At 62.8% G+C, this 16,183-nt stretch carries 15 protein-coding genes; 8 read left to right on the plus strand and 7 right to left on the minus strand.

Annotation, left to right across the window (positions count from 1 at the left end; all coding sequences use genetic code 11):
- Window positions 1-47: 47 nt before the first annotated feature.
- The gene (locus tag ACSQ84_RS23815) at window positions 48-683 is read right to left on the minus strand and encodes a TetR family transcriptional regulator (RefSeq protein WP_436214161.1); all 636 of its coding nucleotides are present in this window, start codon (window positions 681-683) and stop codon (window positions 48-50) included.
- 239 nt (window positions 684-922) lie between these two features.
- Between ACSQ84_RS23815 and ACSQ84_RS23820 the strand changes: the two genes are divergently transcribed.
- The 7 genes from ACSQ84_RS23820 to ACSQ84_RS23850 are packed head-to-tail and all read left to right on the plus strand — an operon-like array spanning window position 923 to window position 8,934.
- Complete coding sequence (locus tag ACSQ84_RS23820; protein ID WP_436214162.1) at window positions 923-2,236, plus strand: phytoene desaturase family protein; 1,314 nt, start codon at window positions 923-925, stop codon at window positions 2,234-2,236.
- A gap of 2 nt (window positions 2,237-2,238) precedes the next feature.
- Complete coding sequence (locus ACSQ84_RS23825) at window positions 2,239-3,093, plus strand: ABC transporter ATP-binding protein (RefSeq protein WP_436214163.1); 855 nt, start codon at window positions 2,239-2,241, stop codon at window positions 3,091-3,093.
- Window positions 3,090-3,884, plus strand: a complete 795-nt coding sequence (locus ACSQ84_RS23830) for an ABC transporter ATP-binding protein (protein ID WP_436214164.1) — start codon at window positions 3,090-3,092, stop codon at window positions 3,882-3,884. Before ACSQ84_RS23825 ends, ACSQ84_RS23830 begins: the two co-directional genes overlap by 4 nt.
- On the plus strand, window positions 3,884-5,818 hold the full coding sequence (locus ACSQ84_RS23835) for an AMP-dependent synthetase/ligase (RefSeq protein ID WP_436214165.1): 1,935 nt from the start codon (window positions 3,884-3,886) through the stop codon (window positions 5,816-5,818). The genes ACSQ84_RS23830 and ACSQ84_RS23835 overlap by 1 nt, the downstream gene beginning before the upstream one ends.
- The gene (locus ACSQ84_RS23840; protein WP_436214166.1) at window positions 5,818-6,690 is read left to right on the plus strand and encodes a branched-chain amino acid ABC transporter permease; all 873 of its coding nucleotides are present in this window, start codon (window positions 5,818-5,820) and stop codon (window positions 6,688-6,690) included. Before ACSQ84_RS23835 ends, ACSQ84_RS23840 begins: the two co-directional genes overlap by 1 nt.
- A gap of 4 nt (window positions 6,691-6,694) precedes the next feature.
- Window positions 6,695-7,741, plus strand: a complete 1,047-nt coding sequence (locus ACSQ84_RS23845; protein ID WP_436214167.1) for a branched-chain amino acid ABC transporter permease — start codon at window positions 6,695-6,697, stop codon at window positions 7,739-7,741.
- A 32-nt stretch (window positions 7,742-7,773) separates the two neighbouring features.
- Window positions 7,774-8,934 (plus strand): ABC transporter substrate-binding protein, encoded by a 1,161-nt coding sequence (locus ACSQ84_RS23850; protein WP_436214168.1) that lies wholly within the window; start codon window positions 7,774-7,776, stop codon window positions 8,932-8,934.
- Between the two features lie 208 nt (window positions 8,935-9,142).
- On the opposite strand, the gene ACSQ84_RS23855 is transcribed toward ACSQ84_RS23850, so the two are convergent.
- The 6 genes from ACSQ84_RS23855 to ACSQ84_RS23880 form a co-directional block, all read right to left on the minus strand.
- The gene (locus tag ACSQ84_RS23855) at window positions 9,143-10,336 is read right to left on the minus strand and encodes an acyl-CoA dehydrogenase family protein (protein WP_436214169.1); all 1,194 of its coding nucleotides are present in this window, start codon (window positions 10,334-10,336) and stop codon (window positions 9,143-9,145) included.
- Window positions 10,333-11,271 carry an alpha/beta hydrolase gene (locus tag ACSQ84_RS23860; protein WP_436214170.1) on the minus strand — a complete coding sequence of 313 codons (939 nt, stop codon included), beginning with the start codon at window positions 11,269-11,271 and terminating at the stop codon, window positions 10,333-10,335. The genes ACSQ84_RS23855 and ACSQ84_RS23860 overlap by 4 nt, the downstream gene beginning before the upstream one ends.
- A gap of 1 nt (window position 11,272) precedes the next feature.
- Window positions 11,273-12,031: an SDR family NAD(P)-dependent oxidoreductase gene (locus ACSQ84_RS23865; RefSeq protein ID WP_436214171.1), complete on the minus strand. Its 759-nt coding sequence runs from the start codon at window positions 12,029-12,031 to the stop codon at window positions 11,273-11,275.
- 3 nt (window positions 12,032-12,034) lie between these two features.
- Window positions 12,035-12,829 (minus strand): enoyl-CoA hydratase/isomerase family protein, encoded by a 795-nt coding sequence (locus tag ACSQ84_RS23870; protein ID WP_436214172.1) that lies wholly within the window; start codon window positions 12,827-12,829, stop codon window positions 12,035-12,037.
- Between the two features lie 79 nt (window positions 12,830-12,908).
- On the minus strand, window positions 12,909-13,403 hold the full coding sequence (locus tag ACSQ84_RS23875) for an aromatic-ring-hydroxylating dioxygenase subunit beta (protein ID WP_436214173.1): 495 nt from the start codon (window positions 13,401-13,403) through the stop codon (window positions 12,909-12,911).
- On the minus strand, window positions 13,403-14,662 hold the full coding sequence (locus ACSQ84_RS23880; protein ID WP_436214174.1) for an aromatic ring-hydroxylating oxygenase subunit alpha: 1,260 nt from the start codon (window positions 14,660-14,662) through the stop codon (window positions 13,403-13,405). The genes ACSQ84_RS23875 and ACSQ84_RS23880 overlap by 1 nt, the downstream gene beginning before the upstream one ends.
- 177 nt (window positions 14,663-14,839) lie before the next feature.
- On the opposite strand from ACSQ84_RS23880, the gene ACSQ84_RS23885 reads away from it, so the two are divergent.
- A complete protein-coding gene (locus ACSQ84_RS23885) occupies window positions 14,840-16,027 on the plus strand; it encodes an enoyl-CoA hydratase-related protein (protein ID WP_436214175.1) in 1,188 nt (395 codons plus the stop codon).
- Window positions 16,028-16,183 lie beyond the last annotated feature (156 nt).

The raw sequence follows: 16,183 nt of genomic DNA on the forward strand, positions 1-16,183 counted from the left end.
GTCAAATGACCGACCAGACCAAAACTCATGCAACTACGCCGCTGCGGTCAGACCTTCTCGCGCCGGTGCGCTGCGGCGGGATTCGTCGCGGTACCGGACACAAACCCGTGCAAAAATAACTCGACCGCCATGTCGGCGAATTCCTGCGGCCCAATCCCTCCTTTGGGATCGTACCAGGTGTAGGTGTAGTTGATGATGCCGAACAGGATCATCGTGTAGATCTTCTTGGTGCGTTTGACGATCTTGCCTTCGGCATCGAGCCTGACCAAAAGATCGGTGACGATGTCGACGAGCTGGCGCTCGAGGTCCTTGATGGCCCGCTGCTCGTCCTCGTTCAGGAATGAGAGATCGTGAATTAGCACGCGCTGCTCATGCGGCGATTTCGCATTGACCTCGACGATCGCGCGGATGACGTTTTGAAATTGCGTCAGCGTCGGACCGCCGCCCGCCACGGCGGTTTCGACATGCTCGATCATTTCCCGAATATGGGCATCCAGGATCGCGAACAGGATCGCTTCCTTGGAGTCGAAATAATGATAGAGCGCACCGCGCGACAGCTTGCAGGCGTCCGCAAGGTCGGCGATCGAGGCGCGCATATAGCCCTGCGCCGAAAACAGCCGGGCGGCATTGGTCAATATGCCGAGGTGGATGCCGTCGTAATTCTCAGAGCGTGTTCGCGCCATCGGATGTTGTCCGCTTCAATCCAGCTTAGCTCGTATTCCCAAGGGCATGCTTAGCTGATTCAGCAGCCTTTTTTCAGATATCTGGCCTTCGATCCCGCCGTGGTTCGGCCAAGGAGCCCCAAATCCATCCGTCCGCCCTTATCGCAAAAAATTGTTTGAACGGCCAGTCGGATTATAATAGGATGATCCAAATCAAGGACAGCCCGGATCAACCGGGCAGCGCGCTTTTGGGAGGTGAAATGACGGTCGTTCGTGCTGATGCTGTCGTGATCGGGGCCGGTGCCGGTGGGCTTTGCGCCGCGGCGCGGCTCGCCCATGCCGGGCTCCATACCATCGTGGTAGACGACAAGGAGCGGATCGGCGGACGGGCCTCAACCGAACAGATCGACGGCTTTACGGTCAATATCGGCGCGATCGCGATCGAACTCGGCGGTGTCTTCGAGGAGACCTTCAACACCGTCGGCGCGCCGCTCGATATCCGCACCCCCGAACCCGCCAGTTCCTTCTTTATCGACGGCAAGCTGATCGACGTCGGCCGCGGCGGCTGGTCGCTGCTGCTGGGGCAACTGACCAAGCAAGCCTCGCGCATCCTGGAGAAGTTCGCCGACGCCCGCTCCGGCAACCTTCCCGACGGGCGGCAATCGACCGAGGACTGGCTCAAGACCTACACCAGCAATGCCTCGGTGCACGCCATCTTCCGCAATCTCTGCGCGGCGATCTTCGCCTGCAACGCCAATGAGCTGCCGGCGCGCGCCTTCCTGACCTATTTCACCAGCAAGGGCGCATTCAAGCGCTTCGGCTTCTGTCCGCAGGGCACGATCGGCGTCTGGAATGCGCTCGGAACAGCCATCAAACGCAACGGCGATATCTGGCTGTCGACGCCGGCGGTGCAGATACACACGACCGGAGGCCGCGTCGACGGCGTCACCGTCATGCGCGACGGCCAAAGGGTACGGATCGAGACCGACCTCGTCATCAGCAATGCCGGTCCCAAGACCACCGTTGCGCTCGGCGGCGAAGCCGCCTTCCCGCCCGCCTATGTCGAGCAGGTGCGCACGCGGCTACGTCCCGCCGCCAACATCGTTATCAATATCGCAAGCCGCGAGCCGCTGATCTCTCATCCCGGCATCGTGACCTTCGGCAAGACCCGCCGGCTCTGCAACATGGCGAACCTCACCGCGACCTGTCCCGAACTGGCGCCATCCGGCTGGCATCTCTATGTCGCCTATGCCGTCCCAATCCCGGCGCTCGGCGATTTCGACAGCGATGCCGAGGTCGAGCTGGCGCTGACCGACCTGCGCGAGCAATTCCCGAATTTTGCGCAAGCCAAAATCCTGTCGATCCGGGTCATGCGCGACGACTGGCCGGCACAACGCAGCTGCGCCGGCTACGACCTGCCGCGCGAGACCGGCATCGATGGCCTGTGGTGCGTCGGCGACGCCGTCAAGCAATATGGCAATGGCGGCACGCAAGCCTGCGCCGAAACCGCGAAAATCGTCACCGACGCGATCCTGGCGCAGCGGCAGCGCATGCCGCAGCCCAGCCGGGCCTGAAGATGCCGACAACGATCCCGACGCAGGCGAATACCAGCGGCGCGCAGGCAGCACCCGATCCGTCATGCCTGCTCGAATTCCGCAACATCCGCATCGTCTACGACAACGCCATCGAGGCGATCCGCGACGTCAGCATTGCGGTTCCCGAAGGCGGCATCGTCGCCCTGCTCGGCTCCAATGGCGCCGGCAAATCGACATTGCTGAAGGCGATGTCCGGCATTCTCTACACCGAGGAAGGCGTGATCGAGAACGGCACCATCCGCTTCCGAAACGAGGAAGTCCATCGCCTCGCGCCCGATGAGCTGGTACGGCGCGGCATCGTGCAGGTTCCCGAAGGCCGCCGGGTGTTTCCGGCGCTGACCATCGACGAAAATCTGCAGATGGGCGGCTACACCAAAACCGCAGCGGAAGCGCGCGACCGCCGTGAAAAAGTGTTCGCGCTGTTCCCGCGCCTGTTCGAACGGCGCGACCAGATCGCCGGCTACATGTCCGGCGGCGAGCAGCAGATGCTGGCGATCGGCCGCGCCCTGATGACGGATCCCGTGCTGCTGGCGCTCGACGAGCCGTCCTTGGGCCTCGCGCCGCTGATCATCGACCGCATCTATGAGGTGATCGCAAAACTGCGCGACGAGATGAAGATGACGGTGCTGCTGGTCGAGCAGAACGCGCAGCGCGCGCTCGATATCGCCGACTACGCCTACATCCTTGAGACCGGGCGCGTCGTGCTCGACGGCACGGCGCAGAAGCTGGCGTCGAACGAGGACGTGCAGGAATTCTATCTCGGCATCTCAAATTCGGGGCGCAAGAGCCTGCGCGACGTCAAGCACTACAAGCGGCGCAAGCGGTGGCTGTCATGACCGCCCTGCTCAGTGTCGAACATCTCAGCAAGCGTTTTGGCGGCTTGCAGGCCGTCGCCGATGTCTGCCTCGATGTGACCTCAGGCGAAATCTGCAGTGTGATCGGCCCCAACGGCGCCGGCAAGACCACGCTGTTCAACATGATATCCGGCGTGCTGCGGCCGAGCGGCGGCCGCATCCTGTTCGACGGCGTCGATCTCGCAACCGTCTCCCCCTCGCGCTTCGCCGCAATCGGGATCGGGCGGACCTTTCAGAATCTCGCGCTGTTCAAGCATGGCACCGTGGTCGAGAACATCCTGACCGGCCGGCACACCCATCTGCGCTCCAACGTGCTCGATGCCGTGATCTTCTTCGGCCGCACCCGCCGTGAGGAGATCGAGGCCCGCCAACGGGTCGAGCACATCGTTGAATTCCTCGAAATCGAGCACATCCGCGACGCCGTCGTCGGCACGCTGTCCTACGGCCAGCAAAAGCGCGTCGAACTGGCGCGGGCATTGGCTTGCGAGCCGAAACTGCTGCTGCTCGATGAAATGGTCTCGGGAATGAACCAGGAAGAGACCGAGGACATCGCCCGCTTTGTGCTCGATATCCGCGACGACCTCGGCATCACCGTATTGATGATCGAGCACGAGATGCGGATCGTGATGGATATTTCCGACCGCGTCCATGTGCTGAATTTCGGCCGCAAGATCGCCGAGGGAACGCCCGCCGAAGTGCGGCGCGATCCGGCCGTCACGGAAGCCTATCTTGGCGGCCACCGCACTGACGCCGCTGCACAGGTGGGCGCGTAATGTCGGTGATCGAAAGCCTGCGAACCGAACATGCCGCGACGCCATCAAGTCCGGCACGAGAGTCATCCGCACACGATGCCGGATCGCTGCGGACCGTCCTGAAGACTGCCGCGATCACCATCCCGCAGCTGCTGCGGCAGCGCGCCCTGATGCACGGCGATGCGCTCGCGCTGCGCGAAAAGGAATACGGCATCTGGAATCCCTATTCCTGGAGCCATTACTACGAAACGTCGCGCGCGGTGGCGCTTGGCCTGCTCGCGCTCGGTATCAAGCCGGGCGACCGTGTCGCCATCGCCGGAGAGAACACGCCGGAATGGTTCTACGCCGATCTCGGCGTTCAGATGATCGGCGCGGTCGCGGTCGGCATCTATCCGACCAACCCCTGGGTCGAGCTGCAATATATCGTCCGCCACTCCGGCGCGCGGGTCGTCGTTACCGGCGATCAGGAACAGACCGACAAGGTGCTGGACGCGCTGGCCAACAATGACTGCCTGCCGGCGCTGGAGGCCGTCGTTTGCATCGACATGAAGGGCCTTCGGCAATACCGGCAATCGCAGCTGATGTCGTTCGAAGCGCTTTGCCAACGTGGCAGGGCCTACGCGCAGGAAATCCCCGACGCCAACGCGACGCTCGATCGCCTGATTTCACAGGCCTCGCCCGACGACGTCTCGATCCTGGTCTATACGTCGGGCACCACAGGCCCGCCCAAGGGCGCGATGCTGACACACCGCAACCTGGTCTATGCCGCCTACATCTACGCCGAAGCCGTCGAGGTCGCCGACAAGCCGTTCGAGGCGGTGAGCTATTTGCCGCTATGCCACGTGGCCGAGCGCTGCTATGGCGAGGTAACGCATCTGGTGCTCGGCGGCGCCGTCAGCTTTGCCGAATCGATCGACACCGTAGCCCTCAATATCCGCGAGATCGCGCCCACGTTCTTCGTCGGCGTTCCCCGGATCTACGAAAAGCTGCAGCAGGGTTTCCTATTCCGGCTCGGCGAGAGCGGCCAGCTACGCCAGCGCTTCGTCAAAGCCTGCATGGCCTGGGGCCGCAAACTGTCGGACCGTCGGCAGAACGGGACCGCGAACTTGTTCGATCGCCTCAGCTACGCGCTGCTCTACATCCTGCTGTTCCGCAACATCCAGCGCCATCTCGGGCTCGCCCGCAGCCGTCACCGCCTCTGTGCCGGCGCATCGATTTCGCCGGAGACGCTGCGCTTCTTCGACATCGTCGGCCGCCCGGTCTCGCAGGGCTATGGATTGACCGAAAGCGGCGGCGTCGCCTTCATCCAGACCGAAAGCCATCACCGGCTCGGCGGCTGCGGCCTGCCGCTACCCCACACCGAATGGAAGCTCGACAGCGACGGCGAGATCCTGCTGCGCAATCCCGGCGTCTTCAAAGGCTATTTCCTCGACGAAAAGGCTTCCACCGCAACCCTCGATGCTGCCGGCTGGCTGCGCTCCGGCGACATCGTCGAAATCATGGACAATGGCGAAATCACCGTGGTCGATCGCAAGAAGGCGATCATCATCACTGCCGGCGGCAAGAACATCGCGCCCTCGGAGATCGAGAACGCGCTCAAGGATAGCGAGTTCATCAAGGAAGCCATCGTCGTCGGTGAGGCCAAGAAATATCTCGGCGCCATCATCCAGGTCGACTTCGACAATGTCGGGCGCTGGGCCCGCGACAAGGCCCTGCCCTACACCAATTACAAGTCGCTGTCGCAACTCCCCGAAGTGCATGACCTCGTCGAACGCATCGTGGGCGAGACCAACAAGCGTTTTGCGCGCGTCGAGAATATCCGTCGCTTCGCCATCCTGGAGAAAGAGCTCGACCACGACGACGGCGAGCTGACGGCCACCCAAAAGGTTCGCCGCACCATGATCGAGAAGAAGTTCGCGCGGGAACTTTCCATCATCTACCAGGCGGAGGGCTGATGCAGTATCTGATCCAGCTGCTGATATCCGGCCTAGCGATCGGCGCCATCTATGGCCTGATCGCGATGGGCTTTGCGGTGATCTACAAATCCACCGGCCTGGTCAATTTCGCGCAGGGCGAAATGACCATGATCACGGCCTATATCGCCTGGACCATTTCGACCACGGTCAGCGGCAATGTCTTCGTGGTTGCCGTCTGCGCCATCCTCGCCGCCGTCGTGCTCGGCCTCGTGATCGAGCGCGTGGTGATGCGGCCGATGCTGGGCGAACCGGTGTTCGCCACCGTCATGGTGACGATCGGTCTTGCCGTGATCCTGCGCTCGTCGATCAATTTCATCTGGGACGCCTATCCGCACGATCTCGACATCGGCGTTGGCCGCACCATCCTTCGGATCGGCTCGATCGGCGTCCGCACCGGGCAGATCGCCGTCATCGTCACGCTTCTGGCCCTGCTCGCCGCGATCTGGGCGTTCTTTCGCTACAGCAAGATCGGGGTCGCAATGCGCGCGGTGGCCGCCGACGACCGCACAGCGCTCCTGATGGGCATCAGCGCCACCAGAGTCCATGCAATGGCCTGGGCCGCCTCCTCCGTGATCGCAGGAATCGGCGGTGTGTTCTTTGCGCTGTCCTATGATCTTTCGCCGGCGATGTTCCAGCTCGGCCTGAAGGCGTTTCCGGCCACCATCCTGGGCGGCCTCGACGCCGTCCTTGGATCCGGCCTTGGCGGCCTTCTGATCGGCATCACCGAAAATCTCGCGGGTGGCTATATCGGCTCCGGCATGAAGGAAGTCGCGGGCTTTGCGATGATCATCGTGGTGCTGATGGTCCGCCCGTTCGGCATCTTCGGCGATCGCGACATCGAGAGGGTCTGAGGCGATGCGCACCGGCGATTTCAAGCAGACCTATGGCGAACTCGTCACCCTCGTCGATTCCCCGCCGGTATGGCTGTGGTCGGCGGTTCTGGTCACGGGCCTGATCGCTGCACCCTTCGTACTGAACTCCTACGCGCTGTCCTTTCTGATCATCATTTTGATCACGGTGGTCGGCACGCTCGGACTGAACATCCTGACCGGCTATACCGGGCTGATCTCGCTCGGCCATGTCGGCTTCCTCGTTACCGGCGCCTATGCCTATGCGGTGCTGGTTTCCAAATATCAAATGCACCCGCTGGTCGGCTTTCTTGGCGCCGGGGTGGTGCCGGCGCTCGCCAGCCTCATCGTCGGAGCGCCGTCGCTGCGGCTGAAGGGACTTTATCTCGCGATCACCACGCTGGCGTTCTCCTTCATCATCAACACCGTGATCCTGGAAGCGCGCTGGCTGACCAACGGCGCCCGCGGCATATCGGTGCAGCGGCCGGAGATCTTTGGCCTCAGCTTCGACAGCGACGCCGCCTTCACCTGGCTCTGCCTCGGCTTTGCGATTCTCACGCTGCTGGCCACGCTCAACATCCGCCGCAGCCGCGTCGGCCGTGCCTTTGTCGCGATCCGCGATAACGACACCGCAGCCCGGGTCATGGGCATCAATCTGCACGCCTACAAGCTGTTCGCCTTTGTCACCTCGGCCTTCATCACTGGCCTGTCGGGCGCGCTGTACGGCATTTATCTGTCGTTCGTCAGCGTCGAAGGCTTTCCGTTCCTGCTCTCGATCGAGGCGTTGGCGATCCTGATCGTCGGCGGGCTCGGCTCGGCGCTCGGCGCCGTGCTCGGTACCGTCCTGATCGTGCTGCTGCCGGAAGTGACGCGGCTCTTGTTCAGCCTGTTCAGCGCCCAGATGGACGCGATGTTTACGACCGGCGCGCAGGAACTCAAGAGCATGCTCTACGGGCTCGTCATCATCCTGTTCCTGCGCTTCCAGCCGCGCGGCCTCGTCGGCGCCTGGCACGACATCCGGCGGATGTGGGTGAACTGGCCGCTTCGTTACTAACCAGAAAAGCAATCGAACAGGAGGAGGAAATCATGATCAAATATCTGGCGACGGCTTCGCTGTTGCTCGCGGGGGCGTATCTCACGGGTGGCCATGCCCTGGCTGCAGACCCCGGCGTCACCGATACCGAGATCGTCATCGGTGACGTCGAACCCCTGACGGGACCGCCCGCCTTGCTTGGCGTGGCTCACACCATCGGAGTAAAGATTGCCATTGGCGAAATCAATGCCGCCGGCGGTATCAACGGTCGCAAGATAAAGTACATTCTCGAAGACGACGGTTACGTCACCGCACGAACGATTCAAGGACTCCGCAAAGTTATCGACGTCGACAAGGCCTTCGCGCTGCTCGGGATCTCCGGTTCCGGGCAGTCGATTGCGGCGATGCCGGTGCTCGAAAAGTCGGGAATTCCGACGGTCATCAGCGTCGGGCCGGTCAAGCCCCTTTGGGAACCACCGCGCAAGAATGTCTTCATCGTCGGACAGGCCTATGAAGAAGGCATCCAGGCACTGGTCAAATACCTTGCGCAGAAGAATAGCGGCAAGAAATGGGGTCTCATCACCCAGGATGACGACTACGGAATTGCCGTTCGCGACGGCTTTGACGCCGTCGTCAAAGACAAGAAATTAAACGTCGTTTACAGCGGCAACTACAAGAAAGGACAGCAGGACTTTTCCTCTGAAATGCTCCGGCTGAAGGATTCCGGCGCCGAGGTGTTTCTTGCCGGCGGAATCATTGGCGAAAACGTGGCCATGATCAAGGAAATGGAGAAACTCGGCGTGAAGCCGACCGTCGGCATCTTCTGGCCAGGCCGCGTCGAGGTCGTGCTCAAATTGATGGGGCCCGCCAGCGATGGAATTTATGCCGTCGATTACGTCGAGCCGTTCGCCGGTCCCGCTGGAAAGGCCTTCCTCGAAAAGGCAAAGCCTCTGCTCCAGGAGGCCGAATTCAAGGGCATCAACCGTTACACGATGGCGGGCTACGGCGCGGCCCGGACACTGTTCGGTGCGATCGGCCGCTGTGGCAAGGACGTCAGCTGGGCCTGCACCATTGCCGAGCTTGAGAAAACCAAGAACCTCGAGACCGGCGTTATGGCGCCGATCAGCTTCGGCCCCGGCGTCCGTTTCTCGAACCAGAAGCTGCAAATCATGCAGGCCGAATTCTCGACGCTGAGCTTCAAGCCGGTGGACTAGCGATGGCAGTGGCACTTCCCCCCTCCCCTTGTGGCAGAGGGTGGCACGGACGCGCGCAGCGCGCTTCGTGACGGGTGAGGGGTATGTCTCCGCGGATACAAATCTCTCGGCGGATAGATACCCCTCATCCGCCTTCGCTGTGCGAAGGCACCTTCTCCCACAAGGGGAGAAGGAAGAAGCGAGCGCAGCTCGCCGTTCCGAACCTGCCTCACATCCTTTTAGCAACCTCTTCCAGCATCACCTCAGTCGCCCCGCCGCCGATGGTCAGCACCCGCGCATCGCGCACCATCCGCTCGATCGGGGTACCGCGCATGAAGCCGGTGCCGCCATGCAGTTGCAGGCAGCCATGCACGACCTCGTGCAGCACTTCCGGCGACAGCGCCTTCACCATCGACACTTCGCGCGGACAGGGCTTACCGGCCTCCACAAGTTCCGCCGCGTGATAGGCCAGCGCCCGGGCCGCCGCGGCCTTGGTCGCGAGCGAGGCGAGCTTGAGCCGCACCGCCTGCTGGTTCCACAAGGGACCGCCGAACGCCTGACGCGTCTTCACATAATTGGTCGTGAGTTCGATCGCCTTGGCGGATTCGCCGGCGCAGATGCCGCCGATGCAGATCCGCTCATTCTCGAAGGTTTCCATGATGCCGTAGAAGCCACGATTCTCCTCACCGAGCAGGTTTGCGGCGGGGATGCGAACATCCTGAAAACCGATCTCGGCGGTGTCCGAGCAAAGCCAGCCGTGCTTGTCGAGTTTTGTCACGGAAATACCCGGCGTCGTCCGCTCGACGATGAACAGCGAAATGCCGCGGCTGCCCTTGGCCGCTGGATCGGTGCGCGCGGCGACGATCAGGATGTCGCCATAGACCGCATTGGTGATGAACATCTTTGAGCCGTTGATCACCCAGCTATCGCCGTCGCGGCGAGCCCGCGTCTTCAGCCCGGCAACATCGGACCCCGCATCGGGCTCGGTCACCGCGATCGAACAGATCGTCTCGCCGCGGATGATCGCGGGAAGATATTTCTGCTTTTGCTCCGGCGTGCCGCGCAGGGTGATGTGGACCGCCGACATGTCGGTATGAACAAGCACCGAGGAAGTGAATCCGCCAAAGGTCGAACGTCCGAGTTCTTCGGCCCACACCATCGACGCCAGCGGGCCCATATCGGTGCCACCATATTCGGCCGCGTGGCGCATGCCGAGAAAGCCGAGCGCGCCCATGCGGCGATAGATTTCGCGCGGGATCTTGCCGTCGCGCTCCCATTGCTCGCCGTACGGCACCACTTCCTTCTCGACAAAGCGGCGAACCTGCTCGCGCAGCATTCGCAGCTCATCTGACAGTTGCGGCTGTTCCGAAAAATGGAATCCGCTGTCGGAGTGGCTGCGCGGATCGGCGGGCCTGACGTTCATGATGATGCCCTCTCGGTCTTGATATGAAGGTGTAGATTAAGAAATCCGGCGATCGATGCGATGGCTCGATGCGCCTCGGGAAGCTCGGCTCCGAACATCTGGAAGACATGGATCATACCGTCCCAGACCTCCAGATGAACATCGACACCTGCGGCGCGCGCCAGATCCGCCAGCATGACGGAATCGTCCAGCACCGTTTCGCGGTCGCCGACCTGGATCAATAGCGGCGGCAAGCCCTTGAGGTCGGCATAGAGCGGCGATACCAGGGGATCACAGGGATCGGCCTGCCCGCCCAGATAATTTTTTGCCAGCGCCAGGATCATCGGACGCTGATGGATCGGGTCGGCTTCGGCCCGGCTGACGTAACTCGCGCCGGTGGCCGCCAGATCGGTCCATGGCGACATCAGCACCGCCGATACCGGCAACGGGAGGCCGCGTTCGCGCAAGGCCAGCATGGCTGCGAGCACGAGATTGCCGCCGGCGGAATCTCCGGCAAAGACGACGCTATCTGGTTTCAGCCCTTGATCAAGCATCCAGCCATAGGCCGCAAGCGCATCGTCCAGCGCGGCTGGAAAGCGGTGTTCCGGCGCAAGGCGATAGTTGATGGCGAGCACGCGGCAGCCGCCGGCGAGTGCGATCTGCGCCAGCAGCTCGCGATGCGAGGCCACCGAACCGATGCGAAAGCCGCCGCCATGGAAATAGAGAATGGCCTTGTCTTCTGGTGCATCGGCCGGAATAATCCATTCGCCGTCGACGCCACCGGCGGAGACGCGTTCGTATTTCACGGGTGCGGTGCTGCCTCCGAAGGCCGCATCCCAATCGCTGCGCATCCGGGCCACGGTCGTATCACGGTTCCAGTTTCGGTAGACCGCACGGATACGCGCGATCGCAAGATCGATCGGCGCCGTCGCGATATCGTCGCCTGCGCGCGTCATCTCAGCCGCCCACTCCCATGCCGCCCGATACGCCGATGGTCTCGCCGGTGATGTACGCTGCCTGGTCGGACGCCAGGAACAAGACGGCGGCAGCTATTTCTTCGGGCTCGCCAAGCCGCCGCAACAGCGTGGCGTCAGTCATCGCGCGCAAGATCTTGTCGCCGCCTTGGGCGACGGCCGCCTCCAGCATCGGCGTGCGGATCGGTCCCGGCGCAATGGCATTGGCGGTAATTCCGAAGCGCGCATTCTCGCGCGCAATGCTTTTGGTGAAGGCGATCACGCCGCCCTTGGCGGCGGAATAGACCGCGCCACCTTTGGAGCCTAGCCGGCCCGCTTCCGAGGTGACGTTGATGATGCGCCCGAACCCGACCGTCTGCATCGCCGGCAACGCGGCGTGGGTGCAGGCAAAGGCCGAGACCAGATTGACCGCGAGCAACCTCGCCCAATCTTCCGGCGTCGTATCGGTGAAGAACGCATGCTGGTCGACGCCGGCATTGTTGACGACGATATCGAACGGCCCGCGCTGCGCCACGATCGCCTGCACCATGCCGGTGTCGCCGACATCAAGGCGGACCGCGGTCGCGCCGACCTGCCCGGCAAGACCGGATGCCGTTTCGATATCGAGGTCAGCGATCACAACGTGAGCACCGGCATCGGCAAAACCTCGCACGATCGCCGCACCAATACCCTTCGCGCCGCCCGAGACGAAGGCGCGGCGGCCATCGAGCCGCCCGAAAGCGCGCGTGGCTGTGGCCGACACTGACTAGCGTCCCGTGAAGACGGGCTTGCGCCGTTCGATGACGGCGGCGAGCCCTTCGCGCGCATCGGCCATCCCTGACAGTTCGGACACGGTTCGTGCTTCCTCCGACAGGCACTGCTCGATGCTGGTACCGGTCCCGGCCCAGACCAGCCGCTTGGTCGCGGCCAGCGCCTTCGGTGCACCGGCTGCCAGTTCCCGCGCCATGGCGAGCGAGGCCTCGGCCAGTTCGGCATCCGGAACGACTTTGGTGACGATGCCCATGGACAGCGCCTCGGGCGCCGAAATCACCGGATTGGTGAGAAGGATCGACATCGCCCGGCGCAAGCCGACCAAGCGCGACAGCGTCACGGATACCCCCGCATCAGGCGCCATCGCGACCCGCGTCGCGCCCGCGAGGAATTTTGCGGATTCGCCGGCAATAACGATATCGGAGGCACAGACGAGACCGAAGCCACCGCCGCCTGCGGCAAAGCCCTGCACGGAGGTAATCACCGGCGCTTCCAGCCGCAGCAACCCCGTCACCGCGTTCTGCAGATACGCCGTGGCCTGCCTGATATAGTCGGGCAGCTTTTCGCCCTTCGATGCAAACGCTCTGATATCGCCGCCCGCGCAAAAATTCGTGCCCTCGCCGCTCAGCAGAAGCACGCGCAGATCGGCCTGGCCGTGGCAGACCATGATGGCGTCGCACAGCGCGCTGAGAAGTTCGGCGCTCATACCGTTGGCGGCGTCGGGACGGTTGAGGCGCAGCCGCGCGATGCCGTCGGCGATATCAAGCAGAACAGGACCTTTATCGATCATGGCAAGTTTCCGCCTCTAGATTCTTGTTTTGACGCGTTTTCTTCACGCGAACCGGGAGTCCACTTCGCTTGAAAACGCTCTAGATCAGGAACGAAAGCGTAAACAGCGCTTTCTCATTGTTGACCAGGATCACCTTCTTGTAGGCCATTCGCAGTTCGCCATCGACATAGCGCAGCCGGTATTCGTTGCGGGCGGCCCAAACTGTGTCGTCACGCAGGCTGGATTCGAACACCATGCTGTTGCTGGCGACCGCGATATCGCCGCCGGGTTGGTCGTCCAGCAGTTCGATGTTGGACACCAACCGCCGCAGCCGCGATTGCGGCGTCTGGGTGTGGCGTTTTCCCGTCAGCAATTGCTTGATGCGCAGCGAAATGCGCGAACGGTTGTCGTAAATGATCGACATTTCCTTTTCGGGATCGACGTCGTCGCCGTTGGCCGGCACCCAGTAGACGCCGTCGTCGGTCCACAGCGCCTCCCAGGCTTCATACTGGTGCTCGTCCTGTAGCCGCGCTTCCTTGTAGATGAAGGCCGTTACGGCTGATATCAACGTGGCACTGCTTTCGCGCGACAGCATCACACCGCCTCCATCAGGCTGCGATAGTGGCGCCAGATGCCGCGCGACGGGATTTCATCGGTGACGTGACCGACCTTGAAGCCGAGATCGTCCAGGCGTTCGCGCTTCTCGCCTCGGCCGAGGAAAATCCATTCGGGATTGCGCGCCAGCACGCCGCGATGGCAGCGCTCGTACATTTCGGAATCATCCGCGAGCAGCAACCCGGCCGGGCCGACCGAGCCCATGGTTTGCTGGCGCAGACGGCGGTTCATGTCGGGCGCGCCCTTGAACTGCAAGGCCGTGACATGCTGCACGCTGTCATCGACCGCCAGCGGCTGGATTACGAACATCTGGATCTCGGCAATGAACAGGTTCGGGAAGATCATCACATGCGGTGTGCCGTCGATCATGATCTCGCGCGCTTTCTTGTCGCCATGGGCGGCCTTCATCCGCGCCGTGTAATCCGGCAGCCGTTCCTCCGTCGTGCCAAACCAGCTCATCGGCGCGTCGCGCTTGCGGAATTCCGGACGCAGATCGATCTCGGTATGACCGTTGCCATAGTCGCGCGTCACCGCGGTCGAGGCGCCGCCATAGAGCTTGCCGATCGCGCTGTCGGCGACACCGAAGATCGAGGAATGCACGAAGGCTGGATGATAGCCGTCGCATTCATTTTCCAGAATGAATTTCCAGTTGGCTTTTACGCGGTGCTTGAGGAAGCCCGCGGTGACCTCGACCTCGCCCTCCGGCGAGAAGCGGACCAGGCGGTCGATGGTCTCGGCCGCACCGCCGAGATGCTCTTCCAGCGTCGGGCCTTCGGCCGCGAACGAGCCGAACACGAAACCGCGATAGGACTGCACCCGCGTCACGCGGCCGAGCGCAAGCTTCGATTTGTCCTGTCCTTCATAGCCGTCGGGGAAAGCGTAACCGACCAGACGGCCGTCATTGGCGAAGGTCCAGGAATGGAACGGGCATGTAAAGGAGCGCGCGTTGCCCTTGGCATACGAGCAGACCTGGTTGCCGCGGTGCGAGCAGCGATTGAGCAGCAGGTTGATCTTGCCCCGCTCGTCGCGGGTCATGATCACGGATTGCGGACCGATCGACTTGACGACGTAGTCGTTCGCGTTCGGCACCTCGCTCTCGTGCCCGACATAGACCCAGGTGCAATACCAGATGTTCTGCAATTCGGCTTCGAAGACGGTGGGATCGGTGTAGAGCGAGCCGTGCACCCGGTCGGGACGGATCAATTCGCCCCACTGTGACGCGCGCCGCACCACGTTCATCGCTGCATCTCCCATTGCATCTTTCGCGGCCGGCCCGGGCTCTCTTGCGGAGACGGACGGCTTCGGCTAAAAATAATCCGACTGACCGTTCTAATAATAGCATCGGCTGTGGGAGGCTTCAAGCGGATTTTCCGATTCAGCCGCCAAAACAGCGAATTCGATAGGAGGATCATCGGGATGGACGAAGTCACCCCTGCCGGTCTCGCCCGCGCGCTCTACGCAGCACTTGCCGCCGGCGACCGCGCGCAGCTCGACGCGCTGCTGCATCCGGAGTTCACCGGCCGTACCGCCGAGGGCATGCCGTTCGGCATCGGCGGCGATCATGACGGACCCGCCGCGATACCGCGAAACGGCTGGGGCGCGATCGCCCGGCATTTCGAAGCGCGCGCCGAGCCGGAACGATTTCTCGATCTCGCCGACGGCCGCCTGCTGGTAACCGGCCGATATCGCGGCCGCGGCAAGCAAGGTGGCGCCGCGCTCGATGCTGCCTTCGCGCATCTGATTGCAATCGATCAGGGACGGATCAAGTCGCTTGAGCAATATACCGACACCGCGCGCTGGCATGACGCCGCCAGCCGGCTCCGAACCGTGCTGCTCGATTTCACAGAAGGTGTCGCGACCTTGCGGCTGAACCGTCCTGACAACGGCAACGCGATCGACGAAAACATGGCCGCCGATCTCGCCGAGGTTGCAACGCAGATTGCGGAAAGGCCAGATGTCCGCGCCGTCCTGATCGCCGGCAACGGGCCGAACTTTACTGTCGGTGGCGACCTTGGCCTGTTCGCAGGAACGGCGCGCGACCAACTGCCGAACCGGCTGCGGCGCATGATCGACAGCTACCACCTGGCAATCGAGAGGCTGAGCAGCATCGACGCGCCGGTGGTCGCCGCGGTGCGCGGCGGCACTGGTGGCGGTGGATTGGGGCTGCTTTATGCCGCGGACATTGTCGTGGCGGCCGACGATGCGCGGTTCGCGCTCGGCTATGGCGCGCTCGGCCTGACGGCCGATGGTGGCAATACCTGGTTCTTGCCGCGCATGGTCGGGATGCGGCGCGCGCAAGAACTCTTCCTGTTGAACCGCCGCCTCACCGCGCAGGAAGCCCTCGACTTCGGATTGGTGTCGCGTCTGGCGCCCGACGATCAAGTGGAGAACGAGGCTGCCTCCCTGGCCACAAGGCTTGCGGCCGGCCCGACCCGGGCGTTCGGCGCCGTACGCCGGATGCTGCGTCAGTCGTTCGAGACGGGACTGGCCGATCAGCTCGACGCCGAAAAGAATTCGATCGTCATCGCCAGCAATACCGACGACGCGCAGGAAGGAATTTCCGCCTTCGTAGCCAAGCGACGGCCGAATTTTCGTGGCGGTTGAACCAATCAAGCTGACGCAAACTCATTCTCACGGCGGTCGTTCAGGCCTCTCCGCCAAGCCCCATAACTGGCCATCTCGCGACCGGCCGCTTTGCGCCAGAAGCGGCCGTTCCGTAACCACTGCTTCTGCGATTCCCCTCGCCGGCCTCGCCAATAG

Origin of the sequence: Bradyrhizobium sp. LjRoot220 (assembly GCF_964252915.1) — a bacterium.
GTDB lineage: Bacteria > Pseudomonadota > Alphaproteobacteria > Rhizobiales > Xanthobacteraceae > Bradyrhizobium.

Bases quoted from the DNA above. Each gene is read 5' to 3' on its own strand.
- ACSQ84_RS23840 (WP_436214166.1), top strand. From the start codon at position 5,818: ATGCAGTATCTGATCCAGCTGCTGATATCCGGCCTAGCGATCGGCGCC.
- ACSQ84_RS23870 (WP_436214172.1), bottom strand. From the start codon at position 12,829: ATGATCGATAAAGGTCCTGTTCTGCTTGATATCGCCGACGGCATCGCG.
- ACSQ84_RS23880 (WP_436214174.1), bottom strand. From the start codon at position 14,662: ATGAACGTGGTGCGGCGCGCGTCACAGTGGGGCGAATTGATCCGTCCC.
- ACSQ84_RS23825 (WP_436214163.1), top strand. From the start codon at position 2,239: ATGCCGACAACGATCCCGACGCAGGCGAATACCAGCGGCGCGCAGGCA.
- ACSQ84_RS23815 (WP_436214161.1), bottom strand. From the start codon at position 683: ATGGCGCGAACACGCTCTGAGAATTACGACGGCATCCACCTCGGCATA.
- ACSQ84_RS23830 (WP_436214164.1), top strand. From the start codon at position 3,090: ATGACCGCCCTGCTCAGTGTCGAACATCTCAGCAAGCGTTTTGGCGGC.
- ACSQ84_RS23860 (WP_436214170.1), bottom strand. From the start codon at position 11,271: ATGACGCGCGCAGGCGACGATATCGCGACGGCGCCGATCGATCTTGCG.
- ACSQ84_RS23850 (WP_436214168.1), top strand. From the start codon at position 7,774: ATGATCAAATATCTGGCGACGGCTTCGCTGTTGCTCGCGGGGGCGTAT.
- ACSQ84_RS23820 (WP_436214162.1), top strand. From the start codon at position 923: ATGACGGTCGTTCGTGCTGATGCTGTCGTGATCGGGGCCGGTGCCGGT.
- ACSQ84_RS23885 (WP_436214175.1), top strand. From the start codon at position 14,840: ATGGACGAAGTCACCCCTGCCGGTCTCGCCCGCGCGCTCTACGCAGCA.
- ACSQ84_RS23875 (WP_436214173.1), bottom strand. From the start codon at position 13,403: ATGCTGTCGCGCGAAAGCAGTGCCACGTTGATATCAGCCGTAACGGCC.
- ACSQ84_RS23835 (WP_436214165.1), top strand. From the start codon at position 3,884: ATGTCGGTGATCGAAAGCCTGCGAACCGAACATGCCGCGACGCCATCA.
- ACSQ84_RS23855 (WP_436214169.1), bottom strand. From the start codon at position 10,336: ATGAACGTCAGGCCCGCCGATCCGCGCAGCCACTCCGACAGCGGATTC.
- ACSQ84_RS23845 (WP_436214167.1), top strand. From the start codon at position 6,695: ATGCGCACCGGCGATTTCAAGCAGACCTATGGCGAACTCGTCACCCTC.